This window comes from Streptomyces sp. G7(2002) (assembly GCF_028870195.1).
Lineage (GTDB): Bacteria > Actinomycetota > Actinomycetes > Streptomycetales > Streptomycetaceae > Streptomyces > Streptomyces nigrescens.
This window is the reverse complement of sequence record NZ_CP102609.1, coordinates 5,322,347-5,335,409: the sequence shown is the minus strand read 5'-3', so window position 1 is coordinate 5,335,409 and position 13,063 is coordinate 5,322,347. Positions and strand designations below refer to the sequence as shown.

Below are 13,063 nucleotides of genomic sequence, written 5' to 3'. Positions count from 1 at the left end.
CCATGCCCGAAACAGAGAACCTGCACGGGGCGAACCTCATCGACGCCGTCTACGGTGAGTCGCCTCCCCCGCTCGACGACCCCATGGAGTGCTACTTCGAAGCCTCCAAGCTCCATCTCCGAGCCCTGAGCTGGGACGTCCCTGGTGGCGTCGCCCTCGACAAATCGGAGGAACTGCGGCTGTTGACGCAGCGCGCGGCCCGCCTCAACCCCAGCCGCTCGCTCATACCCCTGCCGGACCCGGCGCCGCTGCAGGCAGATCTCGCCGGCGTCATCGACGCCCGGCGCAGCTCCGAGACCTTCGGCCCCGGCGAACTGCCGCTGCCCGTACTCTCCGGGATGCTGGAGCGCTCGTACCGGGTCCGCCTGGTCCAGGGGTGGCCCCGCCGGCCCGTCCCCTCGGGGGGTGCTCTCTATCCCCTCGACCTCTACGTGATCGCCCAGCGTGTGGAGGGCCTGCGACCCGGGCTGCACCACTACGACCCGTTCCGCCACGGCCTCACCTGGCTGCGGGAGGTCGACCATGAGGCACTCCACCTGGCAACGCTCCAGCCCGAGATGGCAGGCGACGCGGCGGCCATGCTCGTCATCGGTGCCTCCTTCTGGCGCTCCCGGTTCAAGTACGGCCAGCGCTCCCTGCGGTTCTGCCTGCTGGAGGCCGGTCATCTGGGGCAGAACCTGCTGCTCCTGGGTACCGCCTACGGGCTCGCCTCCCGCCCGATCGGCGGCTTCCTGGACGACGACTTCACGGCCGACATGGACTACGACGGGGTGAACGAGTCCCCGCTCTACGTCGTACTGCTCGGCCCGTCTGCCGACGAGGGCACCGCAGACCGTCCCGGGCCGCCGACGGCATGACCGCCGCCCTGCTCCCCGCCACGGCGGGGAGCGTCCTGGCCCTCGGCGCCCTCGCCGCGCACACCGCCGTTCCGCGGCTGCTTCGGCACCTGCGCTCCCGCAATCGGCTGCGTCGCTACGACAGGGCGACGATGCTGCTCGCGCTCTGCGCGGTGCTCGCCATCGGTGCCGGCCCGGCGGCCTTCACCGTTCCATGGGGAGCAGCGGAGTCCCCCGCGGACGCGGCGTGGCCGGTCTCCCTCATGGCCTGGCCACCATGGGAACCGGCCATCCTGGTGGCGGCCGTCGCGGCGGGAGTTGCGCTCCCGTGGGCGGCCGCGCGGTGCACCGGGCGGCCCCTGAGGCGCCGTCACGGCAGGCCCCGGGCAGGCCGTCGTGAGCGCGCGGTGGAGGGCGCGCACCTGGCGGGCTGCGCCCTGGGGGAGGAGATCCTGTGGCGCATGGCCGGACCGGTGGCGCTGACCGCGCTGGGGATCCCGCTCCGGCCGGCGATCGCGCTGTGCCTGGTCGCCTTCTGCCTTCTCCACCTGCCGAACTCCGGCTGGCGTTCCCTGCCGTACGTGGCTGTCACCGCGATGCTCTTCACGGTCGCCGCGGCGACCGGCGGTCTGCCGGCGGCGGCCCTCGCGCATATCGCGCACAACGGTGTCCTGGCCGTCGCGGCTCCGGTACGGCGCGACGTCCGGAGGCGGGGAACCTCCGGGCCCGTGGAGGAGATCCCGCGCCTGCCCGCTCCGGGCGGCTGGGACTGAACGGCGTTACAGGACACCGGCCTCGAGCTGGTGAGCGAATCTCTGGCCGGAAGGACCCGCAACCTCGAAAGGACCGATCTAGCATAGGGACAAGTCATGACCGGGGTGTGTTTCTGCCTGGCCACCTGTGTTCCCGCGCCGTTCTCGTGGCCCGGGTGAGCGATTCCATGCCTGACTCCATGGAATCCAGGACACGGGCGAAGAGCAGAAGACGTCAATCCGCCTGGCAGCGGCGGGAAGTGACGACGGTTCGGGTGTCGGGGGGCACAGACGGGGCGACGAGCTTGTGTGGGGACCTGGGGACTGCGTCCTGTGCCCAAGCGCCCGGTCACGAATCCTCGTGAGCCCGGCGCCGGCTACGGCGCTGCGACGGGACTGCTGTAACGGGGGAGGGCGGTCGTACGCGTGAACGCGACAGATCTTCGTGCCGGTGACGGCGCCGCGGGGCCGGCAGGTGTCCCCCGCCGCCCACGAGGCCGGCCGCGGTGTCGTCGGAGGTCCCACCCGTCTGCGTACGGCTTCCGCGCCCCGGGCGTTCTGTCCGTCGCGCCCACCACGATGCAACGCACGGACAGTGGCTTCCGTCTTTCCCCGTGCCCACCCGTCCTCTGTTGGACCGACGACCACCGCCTTCAGAACTCGGGCAAGGAGCCCTCCGGTTTCCCGTGCCCTTGTCTCGATATCGAGGAGTCCGACATCAACGAGCGGAACTTAGTCCATCGGACGTTACGCGCCGGGGAAGGGAAGCGGGACCAGGCACGGAAATGGTTCGAGCACCCTTCGATGGCAGCCGTGAGCACGTGCTACGACGACCGGGAGACGGAGCTGTCCCGCGCCCTCTGTGTGGAGGTGGGACTGGTCCTGGGAGAACACCCGCCCTCCCGTGTTCTCGATGTGGGCTGCGGCACCGGGGGGAGCCTCGCACGGATCCGTCAGCACCTACCCGACGCCGAGCTGGTCGGCATTGACCCCAGCGAGACCGCGGTACGGTCCGCCCGCCGCCTTCTGGGTCCCGGCCGAAGAATTCATGTCCACGCTGTTGCCGCCGAAGACCTGGCGGACCCGGCGGACCACCGCTTCGGCCGTTTCGACCTGATCCTGGTCCACCTGAGCCTGGCACTGATGCGCGATCCCTTCACCGTCGTACACGCCCTGGCCGGGATGCTGACACCGGGAGGCCACTGCTACGTCGTCGATCTCCTGCGCCCCGAGGACTGGGACGGCCGGACGGTCCCCGCTGCGCTCGGTGCTCGAGACGCCTCCGAACAGGCCTATCTGCGCGACCAGCTCGCCGCGTCCATGTCCCTGCCGGAACTCCGCGCTGTGGCGGCCGAGGTCGAACGCCAGGTGCTTGACGTCCGGTCCGAGGTGTACCAGGGCGGGCTCGGCGGGCACGGCCCCGGCACCCCGCAAGCCCGGCGGATATGGGCGCGGGCTCCGCGTATCGGCGGCCTGCTCGCCTCCGCGGGCGCCCGTCCCGGCTCCGGCGCGCAGATGAACACCGTCGCCCATCTCGTGCTTCGCCGGAACGGCGGGGGCGAGCGATGAACGTTTCGCAGGCCGCGGGGATCAGGGTGGCCATCATCGCCTCGCACCCCATCACCGTCGCCGGTCTGGCCTCGGTCGTCGACATACGCCCCGACATGACGGTGGTGGCCACCGCGCCCACTGTGGCGGAGGGCCTGACGGACATCCTGCGCGCCGAGCCCGACGCCGTGATCGCCGAACTGACGCCCGGCTGCGGCGGTTCGCACATCCCCGACCTGGTCGATGCCCTCCGGCGGCAGGGCGGCAAGGCAGCCGTCATCGCCCTCGCCGAGGACCCGGGGCAGGTCGTCACCGCGCTCAAGGCGGGTGCCCGCGGCTTCCTGCTCAGGGATTGCTCGACGGACGAGATCGTGACCGGTGTCGGCCAGGTGGTGCACGGTGCGGTCCCCGTCTCGCCACGCACCCTGCCCCACCTCGTCTCCGAGGTCGTGTCTCCTACGACGCCACCCGCGCTTTCGCAGCGCGAGCGTGAGGTCCTCGAACTTGTCGCCCGCGGCCAGTCCAACTCCAGGATCGCCGCGTCCCTGCATGTCTCGGAGGCGACCGTCAAAACTCACATGCGCCGGATGTTCCACAAACTAGAGGTGAACGACCGCGCCTCCGCCGTCGCCGTCGCCCTCTCCAAGGGGCTGCTGGCGCTGCATGAGGACCAAAGCGCATGAAGCGAACGCGGCGGCCGCGGGGCCGAGGGCATGGGTGACAGAGGGCTCCTGGCCCGTGTGGCCGCCGGGTCCCCTCGCCCACCCTCATCCGGCCGCCCCCTGCCGGACGCGGTCACTTCTTCGCCCCCACCGTCACCGGACGGTCATTGTTCAGTTCGGTGAAGAGTTGGTTTGCGAGGCGCGTGTTCCACTTCACGGCGCTGCCCTTGGGGGTTTGGAAGGCTAGGTTCGATACGGGGACGGTGAGGCGCTTGCCGTCGCCTGTCGTGACGGCCTTCATCGCCTTGAAGAGGGCGGTGAGGTTCGGCAGGCCGGTGTCCTTGTCCACGATGAGGGTGCCGAGGCCCGCGCTCATGGTCGGGTAGACGGTGGACGGGTCGAGCAGGACGCCGGGGGTGGCGGCCTTCTTTGCGAGTGCGGCCAGGAACTTCTGCTGGTTCTCGCCGCGGCCCAGATCGCCCTTGGCCTCCTGGTGGCGCTGGCGGACGAAGGCGAGCGCCGTACGGCCGTCGAGCGTGTGGCAGCCCTTCTTCAGGTCCGCGCCCGACTTCTCGTCCTTGATGTCCCGGTCCAGGCACATCGGCACACCGCCGACCGCGTTCACGATGCCGACGAAGCCGGCGAAGCCGATCTCCGTGTAGTGGTCGATGTGCACGCCGGTGTTGTGCTCGATGGTCCGGACGAGCAGGTCGGGGCCGCCGAACGAGAACGCCGCGTTGAGCTTGTTCTTCGACGCGCGGTAGTGCTTGCCGGTCTCGGGGCGGATGTGCGACGGGATGGTCACCCACGAGTCACGCGGCAGACTCACCATCGTCGTTCCGTGTTCACCTGTGTGCAGAAGGATCATCGAGTCGGTGCGGCGACCGGCGTCGGCCGAGCCGCCGGTGTGCAGATTCTTCCTGGCGCGGTCGGAGAGACCCACCCGGCTGTCGGAGCCCACGATCAGATAGTTGGTCCCCCCGCCGGACGACGGGCGGTCCGCGATCTTGCCCAGGTCGACCTCGCGGTTGAGCTCGGTGTCGGCCCAGACGTAGGTGCCCGCGGAGCCGAGGCCCAGCACGGTGGCCAGGACGATCAGCGCCCGCGTGATCCGCCGGCGCCGGCTGGGAGGGCTCGGGGCGCGCCTGCCGCGGCCGGGGGTGCCGCCGCCGGGGCCCGTAGGGCCGGTGCGGGCCGCGGGGCGCCCGTTGCCGGGGTGACCGTTGCCGGGGTGACCGTTGCCGGGGTGACCGTTGCCGGGGTGACCGTTGCCGGGGTGACCGTTGCCGGGGTGACCGTTGCCGGGGTGACCGTTGCCGGGGTGACCGTTTAAGCGGGGTGGGGGTACCGGTACCGGCGCCTGTGGGGCGGCGCCGGGCGGGCCGAGGTTCGGTGGCGGCGCCTGGTGTACCTGAGGCGGGTGGTCGGCCGGGCTCCATATCTGCCCGCTGATGTGCTCCGCCTGCGCTTCGCCGCCGCGCCAGTTCCCGTCGAGCGGCCCCTCCAGCCAATCAGTCATGCGCGGCAGTCTGCATGCTCATCCGCTCTTCACCAAATGGTGCGCGGATCTGCACAAGCGAATGGGGTGAATGCGGGAAATGCGCGGTCCGGCGGCGGGTGGGGAGCGCCCGGCCGTGCCCCTCAGGGGGTCCGTCCGGCACTGAACCGGGCGGGCCCCCTGAGGGCGTACGGACGACGGTCATCTCGACGGCAGACTCTCGTACGCGACCGGCTGGCCGATGTGCTGCGCGGCGGTGCCGGAGCGGTGCATGCGCTGCCACTTCAGCCTGGTGCCGAGCAGGAAGGCCACCACGGACTGGATGACCACCAGGTACATCAACTGCCGGTAGACGAAGAGCTGGAACGGCATCGCCCACAGCTCCCGCACCGGCTCGCCGTCGAGCTTGAGGGCGTATCCGGCGCAGGCCAGTTGGAGGGCGAGGAAGCCGACCCACACCCCGGCCGAGAGCACCGGACCGCGGAAGAGCGCCCCGTACAGGGCGAAGACGTCGACGATCGGTGCGAGCAGGGGCAGCGCGACCTGGAAGAGCGTGAGGTAGCTCAGCCCGCGGCGTCCGAAGCGGCCGGCCGGGCCCACCTCGAACACGGCACGGCGGTGTTTCCACATGGCCTGGAGCGTGCCATAGCACCAGCGGTACCGCTGCCGCCACAACTGGCTCAGCGAGGTGGGCACTTCGGTCCAGGCGATCGCGGACTCCTCGTAGACCACCCGCCAGCCCGCCTGCCACAGGGCCATGGTGAGGTCGGTGTCCTCGGCGAGGGTCTCTTCGCTGACCCCGCCGACACCCATCAGCGCGTCCCGGCGGAAGGCGCCGATGGCGCCGGGGACCGTCGGCATGCACTCCAGCACTTCGAACATCCGCCGGTCGAGGTTGAAGCCGAAGACGTACTCCAGGTGCTGCCATCTGCCCAGCAGGCGGCGGCGGTTGCCGACCTTGGTGTTTCCGCTGACGGCGCCCACGGCCGGGTGGGCGAGCGGCTGGACGAGCCGGTAGATAGCGTCCGGCTCGAAGACGGTGTCGGCGTCGACCATGACCACGATGTCGCACCGCGCGTGGGCCAGACCGGTGTTGAGGGCGGCCGCCTTGCCCGAGTTGGGCTGGCGGATCACCTCCACGCGGGGGTCGTCGATGGCGGCGGCGATGTCCGCGGTTTCGTCCGTCGACCCGTCGTCGATCACGATGATCTGTAGTTGCGGGTGGGTGGAGGCGAGCAGCGAACGGACGGTGGACGCGATGCCGGCCGCTTCGTTGTAGGCGGGCACCAGGACCGTCACCGGGTCGGTGATCTCGCGCAGCCAGGGAGAGCCCGGGCGGAAGCGCACCAGTCGCCGCACATGGGCGCGGGCGAAGAAGACGAGCGAGGCCAGCCGCAGCACTCCCAGACCGCCCGCGATGCCCAGCACCCAGGTCATCCCGTTCACGAACCCATGCCCGAGGGCCTTGGTCCACACCAGCGCCTTGCCCAGCCAGCGCTCATAGACGGGCGCCGGCGCATCGGCCGCGGGCAGCCCGGCCCCCCAGGTCACCGTGGTGAATTTGTCGATTCTGGGGTTATTGAGCAGCTTTTTGGTGTCGCTGTAGGCGACATCGTTCTGGCTGAACTGCCGGATCACACCCTGTGACGGCTTACGGAACCACCGGTCGGCGGCCACCAGCGTGTAGCCCTCCGCGCCGGCCCGCTGGGCCGCCTTCCACTCGCCGCCGCACATCGTGTCCACCGCGGTGGTCTGCGGCAGCCTCAGCAGGTTGGTGCGGATGCCCGCCGTGCCGGCCAGCGCCTTCTGCGTCAGCTCCAGCTCCAGCCCCGCCCGGAAGTCCGATGCCGAGCCCATGACCGCGCCGGTGTAGGTGTTCGAGCCGATCTCATGGCCCTCGGCCTGGATCCGCCGCACCAGGTCCGGGTGCTGGGCGACCTCGGCGCCGCGCAGGAAGAAGGTGGCCTTCGCATGATGCTTGCGCAGCAGATCGAGCAGACGTGGCGTCCATACGGGGTCGGGGCCCCCGTCATAGGTGAGCGCCACGTTACGGACGGGCATCCCGGCGGATTTCACCTTGTCACCGTTGAGGCGCACCACCGGGCCGCCCTTGTCCACCGCGCTCGGCACCGGGGTGGTGCAGTCGCGCCGGGTCTTCGCGGCGTCGACCTCGTGTGTGGTCCAGCCCTCGAAGAGCAGGGCGCCGAAGGCGAGGGGCAGGATGAGCATCAGCAGCAGCCAGTGACCGCGCGGGTCACGGGACTGCGCGTGCCGGGCGCGGTTCGAACGGCGCCTCACGTTGCGGCCGGGGTGACCTCGGCCATGGTCAGGGTGGGGTGTCTGCGGCCGGCCGCGCCGGCGGCGGCCACCGAAGCCGCCGCGGCGCGCGTGAGGAGCGTCGGGACGCCGTCGGCAGCCGCGGCGGACGCCCGGCGGGGGGCGACTCCGAGCGCGGCGACCGAGTTCCGCAGCACCTTTTCGTGCCGGACGGAAGGATCGGCACATGACTGGGAAACACGTATTTTCTGCCGTTTTGCGTTCCGGCTGGCCTCACACATGGTCGGCGAGTGTACTCATCACCGATCTCGGGTAGCGGCCTGCTCCCAAGATCCCTTGCCTGAGTGACAAGCCTCCGGACCGGCGGCCGACCCCCTGCACCCAGGGCGCGTTTGTGCAGGTCAGACGGTTAACACTGGTGAACTTTGCCCGGTATTGCGACCTCTGCAACGCGGCGTTCAACCGCCTCGGCCTGAGAGTGTTCTAACACCTGGCCCCGCCTGGGCGTCCGGGATCGCCGTCCCGGCCGGTGACTGAAAACACCCTTATCCCCTGGCTCCGTCCGACCTAGCTTTGACTGTGTGACCGGATTCGAAATCTGGTCATGGAGTCGATGGGGGGCATGGCGTGGAACGAGAGCAACGCGCTGACCGCATCCTGGACGCGGCAGGTGAGTTGCTGCTCGCCTGGGGCTACGGGCGAGTGACGATCGATGAGATCGCCCGCCGCGCCAAGGTCGGCAAGGGCACGGTTTATCTGCACTGGAAGACCAAGGACTCACTGCTCCTCGCCGTCGTGCTGAGGGCTCAATTCCGAATGCACCAACGGCAGTTGGCGCGTATGCGGGAAGATCCGCTGGAGCTGCTGCCCAGCCGGATGATGTGCCGGAACTTCCTCGAATGCCAGGCTGAACCGGTATTGCGCGCGCTCTACACCGATGACGCCGATATCCTCGGCCGGCTGACCGAGACCGCGAAGAAGGACTTCGCGGAGCTGATGGTCCAGGCCGACCGGAATCTGCGTCGTCATCTGGAAGTGCTCCGTGCCCACGGTCTGGTCCGCGACGACACCGACGTACAACACCAGCACTACAGCTTGCTGGCGACGGCCACCGGCTTCTTCCTGTCCGAGGCACTGCTCGCCGATCGCGCCCCGGACAGCCTGGAGGCGCGCGCCGAAATCCTCGCCCACACCCTCCGCAGCGCGCTGGAGGTGCCGGCCGGCGCCGGCTCGGATCCCGGCTCTGACCTGGGCTCCGGCACCGGTCCGGGCTCAGGCTCCGGACCGGACGCCGCTTCCGCCCGGCTCCGCGCCGCCGCGGCCGCGGCCGCTCCCGAAATCCTCGCCGTCTACGAGCAATTCACCGAATTCTGCGCACAGGAGATGCGCCGGCAGATACGCGACTGAAGCTGCTCAGTGCATTCCTGGGCGGCGGATCCATGCGGTGTATGCCTACCGCTTCGGATACGCGCAATGGGCTCCCTGCGAGCGGCTTCATGACGCCGGCTCCACGGGGCGGAATCCCTCCCATCCGGCTCCACCCAACTGACTCCGCCTGACGGACATCCGGCCACGACTGCTCCCGCGCGTTCCGCGAAAGAAAAGAGCCACGTCCACGCCCCGGCCCGGCCGGGTCCCACCCGGACCCGCGGGCCAACTCCCAAACCCGGAGGAGATCAAGAGATGTCGGCATTATCCAGCTCACCGTTCGCCGCGCATGTCGGGAAACACCCGGGCGAGCCGAATGTGATGGACCCGGCGCTGATCGCCGATCCGTTCGGTGGTTATGGCGCACTGCGTGAGCAAGGGCCGGTCGTACGGGGCCGGTTCATGGACGACTCACCCGTCTGGCTCGTGACGCGCTTCGAGGAAGTCCGCCAAGTCCTGCGCGACCAGCGGTTCCTGAACGATCCGACGGCCCCCTCCCTGGGGCGCTCATTCGACGACAGCCCCACGGCCAGGCTGCTGGAGATGATGGGGCTGCCCGAGCATTTCCGGCCGTATCTGCTCGGTTCGATTCTGAACAACGACGCTCCCGACCACACCCGGCTGCGCCGTCTGGTGTCGCGCGCCTTCACGGCACGCAAGATCACCGACCTGCGGCCGCGGGTCGAGCAGATCGCCGACGAGCTGCTGACCCGGCTTCCCGAGTACGCCGAGGACGGCGTGGTCGACCTCATCAAGCACTTCGCCTACCCCCTGCCGATCGCCGTCATCTGCGAACTGGTCGGCATAGCCGAAGCGGATCGTCCGCAGTGGCGGAAGTGGGGTGCCGACCTCGTCTCGCTGCAGCCGGACCGGCTCAGCACCTCGTTCCCGGCGATGATCGAGCACATCCATGAGCTGATCCGCGAGCGGCGCGGGGCGCTCACGGACGATCTGCTCAGCGAGCTGATCCGTGCCCATGACGACGACGGCGGCCGGCTCAGCGACGTCGAGATGGTCACCATGATCCTCACGGTGGTGCTCGCCGGCCACGAGACCACCGCGCACCTCATAGGCAACGGCACGGCGGCGCTGCTCACCCACCCCGACCAGCTGCGGCTGCTCAGGGACGACCCGGCTCTGTTTCCCCGTGCCGTCCACGAGCTGTTGCGCTGGTGCGGGCCGGTCCACATGACCCAGATGCGGTTTGCGTCCGAGGATGTCGACATCGCCGGGACGAAGATCCGTAAGGGCGACGCCGTACAACTGATCCTGGTATCGGCCAACTTCGACCCCCGCCACTACACCGACCCCGAACGTCTCGACCTGACCCGTCACCCCGCCGGCCACGCCGAGAACCATGTGGGCTTCGGCCACGGGATGCACTACTGCCTGGGCGCCACCCTCGCCAAACAGGAGGGCGAAGTCGCGTTCGAGAAGCTCTTCGCGCACTACCCGGAGGTGTCGCTGGGCGTCGCACCGGAACAACTGGAAAGGACACCACTGCCCGGCAGCTGGCGGCTCGATTCCCTGCCGCTGCGGTTGCGGTAACGCCCCGTACGCCCGTACGGACAGCGCACGGCCGATGCGGACAAGGGCCCCGTGCAGGCGCCGACGCGGACAAGGGCCCCGTGTGGAGCGGTTCTCCGCACGGGGCCCCCGTCTGCCGCCGCTACTTGTCGTCGTCCACCGACGCCCGCCAGGTGACCTGCTTCGCGCCCTCCCCCTCGCCGGTGAAGACGACGGCGGCCGGGGCATCGCCCTTCGGCAGCAGGTGGATGGAGCACTCGGTGACCGTGCCGCCCGGCTTGACCATCTCGTGCGGGACGGCGTCGGGGCACTGGCCGACCCCGGGGCCGCCGATGTCGATCAGCGTCAGCTTCTGCACCGTCTGACCGCCCCTGGTACGCAGCGTCACCCCGTCGCTCATGCTGGGCAGCAGGTCGTACTTGCCGCTGTTCCGGTACTGCATCGTCACGTAGTACGGGATCAGCTTCTTCTCGTCCGCATCCAGGTCGAAGCGGCTCAGATCGGCGAGGGAGCCGGCGCGCACGCCCTTCGGTGTGATGAGCAGCGGGACGGGACGGCTGCGGCTGTCCTCGGTGATGCCGTCGGCGGGCCTGCCCGCGGGCAGCACTCCGGCGGACGCGCCGCCCTTGCCGCCGCCGACCTGCCAGATGAGGGTGTCACCGCCGTCGTCCTTGTACGAGACGGTCGCCGGCCGCTGGCCCTTCGGCAGCATGAAGATCCGGCAGATCGCCGCCGTGGCACCGGCCGCCAGTTCGGACGCGCCGCTCTCGCGGCACTCGGGCGGCAGGCCCGAGCCGGTGGCCATCGGGTTGCTCTGGAACAGGGAGACCTGCTCGGCGGCCTGGCCGTCCGCCCCGTTCACGGAGAAGTTCCGCGCCGGGTCCACTTCGCTCACCGTCTTCTTGCCGGTGTTGGTGTAGGAGAAGGTGAGGTAGTACGGCACCATCCCCTTGAGGTCGTCGTCGAGTTGGATGTGTGCCAGGTCGGAGTCCGAGCCGCGGGCCAGCCGGGTGGGTGTGATCCGCAGCTGGTGCGCCTTGTCGTCGGAGTCGGTCCAGGTGGCCGGGCGGGGTACGGCCTTCATCGGCAGCGGCTTGGTGGGCGTGACGGCTTCCGACGCCCCCGGCTTCGCCTTGCCGGCGCCCGGACCGGCGCACCCCACGGTCAGCAGCATGAGCGCGCTGACGCTGGCAGCGCTCGCAATACGTATGGGCATGCGCACGGTGAAACCCCCGTTGTTGTGTGCCGCGTGGCGCCGCACGCACCACACGACCGTTGTCACGTCACTCGACGCGCGGACCGGCGGGGCCGGTGGGCCGGGGTGGTGCCGGTGGGCAGGGCCCGGCCGGGGCGCCGTCGGGCCGGCCGGGCCGGTCCGGGCCGGTCCGGGCCGGTCCGAAGATTAGCCGCCCGGGGGGTGGGCGGTCGGCGGCGGCCCCTGGCCCTGTCGGGGCGGCGGGGTCGGGTCCGGGTCCGGGTCGGGTCCGGGGCGGGTCCGGGTCGGGGCGTACGACCGGAGCGTGGGCGGGTGGCCGGCGCCCGGCGCCCCGCCGTCATCAGCGCGGGCGGCTGGCCCTCAGCGAGTACATGAGGGGGATGCGGGGGCGGTCGCCGGGGAAGCAGTGGTAGCCGTCGTCGTCGCGGCGCAGCGCGGTGAACCGCTGGAACATCGTCTTGTCGTGTTCGTGCAGGAAGTCGATGCGCAGACCGGTGGCGGCCAGGGCGGAGACGACATCGCCGAGCGGGTGCTGCCATTCGACGCTGCGGTTCTTGACCGTCGGTGCGCCGAAGTCCGCGTAGGTGCCGGGGAGTTCGTCCACCCATGCGTCGCGGCTGAAGTAGTCGTGAACGATACGCGATCCGGTCTCGTCGTCCAGGACGTCGCAGAGCGGATGGAATTCGGCGAGGTAGAGGAAGCCGCCGGGGGCGACGAGGGAGGCGGCGGTGTCGGCCCAACGCGCCACGTCCGGGAGCCAGTTCAGGGCGCCGATGCCGGTGTAGACGATGTCGTACGCGGCGTCGGGGACGGCTTCGGCGGCGTCATAGACGTCGGCGGCGACGAACGCCGCGCGGTCGGGGCCGTAGCCGAGCTCGGCGGCGAGCCCGCGGGCGGTTTCGATGGCCGGCTCGGAGAAGTCCAGGCCGACGACGCGGGCCGCGCCGCGGTGGGCCCAGGAGAGGGTGTCCTGGCCGAAGTGGCACTGGAGGTGGAGGAGGGACCGCCCGGTGACGTCGCCGACCTCGGCGATCTCGAAGTCACGGAGCACGTCCCGGGTCCGGCGAAATCGGTCCTGGTCGTAATAATCACTCGCGGTGTGGATGGGGACACGTTCGTCCCACCTCGCACGATTGGCCTCCTGCCAGTCCTCGGGGCCCGTAATTTTTCGCATTCGGCGAAGTTATCCACAGGCTTGTGGCCCTCGCCAACGGATTTTTTGCACCGGGCGCAGAATGGGCCCATGACTGACGAGACGACCCCAGCCCCAGGCCCCGACACCACCACTCCGCACCCTTCGACGACCGACACCCGGCAGG

At 70.1% G+C, this 13,063-nt stretch carries 11 protein-coding genes; 6 read left to right on the top strand and 5 right to left on the bottom strand.

Annotated elements, in window-relative coordinates; translation table 11 throughout:
- Positions 1-2 precede the first annotated feature (2 nt).
- The 4 genes from NUT86_RS22630 (at position 3) to NUT86_RS22615 (ending at position 3,819) form a co-directional block, all read left to right on the top strand.
- Positions 3-857: a SagB/ThcOx family dehydrogenase gene (locus NUT86_RS22630; RefSeq protein WP_274737330.1), complete on the top strand. Its 855-nt coding sequence runs from the start codon at positions 3-5 to the stop codon at positions 855-857.
- Complete coding sequence (locus NUT86_RS22625) at positions 854-1,609, top strand: CPBP family intramembrane glutamic endopeptidase (RefSeq protein WP_274737328.1); 756 nt, start codon at positions 854-856, stop codon at positions 1,607-1,609. The genes NUT86_RS22630 and NUT86_RS22625 overlap by 4 nt, the downstream gene beginning before the upstream one ends.
- A gap of 792 nt (positions 1,610-2,401) precedes the next feature.
- Positions 2,402-3,157 (top strand): class I SAM-dependent methyltransferase, encoded by a 756-nt coding sequence (locus NUT86_RS22620; RefSeq protein WP_159487101.1) that lies wholly within the window; start codon positions 2,402-2,404, stop codon positions 3,155-3,157.
- Entirely contained in the window at positions 3,154-3,819 is a 666-nt protein-coding gene (locus NUT86_RS22615) for a LuxR C-terminal-related transcriptional regulator (RefSeq protein WP_159487103.1), read from the top strand. The genes NUT86_RS22620 and NUT86_RS22615 overlap by 4 nt, the downstream gene beginning before the upstream one ends.
- A 112-nt stretch (positions 3,820-3,931) precedes the next feature.
- Here NUT86_RS22615 and NUT86_RS22610 read toward each other — a convergent pair whose 3' ends face one another.
- From NUT86_RS22610 to NUT86_RS22600, 3 genes are all read right to left on the bottom strand, one after another.
- Complete coding sequence (locus tag NUT86_RS22610) at positions 3,932-5,317, bottom strand: LCP family protein (RefSeq protein ID WP_274737325.1); 1,386 nt, start codon at positions 5,315-5,317, stop codon at positions 3,932-3,934.
- Between the two features lie 180 nt (positions 5,318-5,497).
- The gene (locus tag NUT86_RS22605; RefSeq protein ID WP_274737324.1) at positions 5,498-7,594 is read right to left on the bottom strand and encodes a bifunctional polysaccharide deacetylase/glycosyltransferase family 2 protein; all 2,097 of its coding nucleotides are present in this window, start codon (positions 7,592-7,594) and stop codon (positions 5,498-5,500) included.
- On the bottom strand, positions 7,591-7,770 hold the full coding sequence (locus NUT86_RS22600) for a hypothetical protein (RefSeq protein WP_159487109.1): 180 nt from the start codon (positions 7,768-7,770) through the stop codon (positions 7,591-7,593). Before NUT86_RS22600 ends, NUT86_RS22605 begins: the two co-directional genes overlap by 4 nt.
- A gap of 430 nt (positions 7,771-8,200) precedes the next feature.
- Here NUT86_RS22600 and NUT86_RS22595 point away from each other — a divergent pair, with 430 nt between their 5' ends.
- Both NUT86_RS22595 and NUT86_RS22590 read left to right on the top strand, forming a co-directional pair.
- The gene (locus NUT86_RS22595) at positions 8,201-8,980 is read left to right on the top strand and encodes a TetR/AcrR family transcriptional regulator (RefSeq protein WP_274737321.1); all 780 of its coding nucleotides are present in this window, start codon (positions 8,201-8,203) and stop codon (positions 8,978-8,980) included.
- Between the two features lie 276 nt (positions 8,981-9,256).
- Positions 9,257-10,549, top strand: a complete 1,293-nt coding sequence (locus tag NUT86_RS22590) for a cytochrome P450 family protein (protein ID WP_274737319.1) — start codon at positions 9,257-9,259, stop codon at positions 10,547-10,549.
- Positions 10,550-10,670: 121 nt separating this feature from the next.
- Here the strand turns inward: NUT86_RS22590 and NUT86_RS22585 are convergent, their stop codons facing one another.
- Positions 10,671-11,744, bottom strand: coding sequence for a hypothetical protein (locus NUT86_RS22585; RefSeq protein ID WP_274737317.1), 1,074 nt, complete (start codon positions 11,742-11,744; stop codon positions 10,671-10,673).
- A 340-nt stretch (positions 11,745-12,084) separates the two neighbouring features.
- Entirely contained in the window at positions 12,085-12,918 is an 834-nt protein-coding gene (locus NUT86_RS22580; RefSeq protein WP_274737315.1) for a methyltransferase domain-containing protein, read from the bottom strand.
- Positions 12,919-13,063 lie beyond the last annotated feature (145 nt).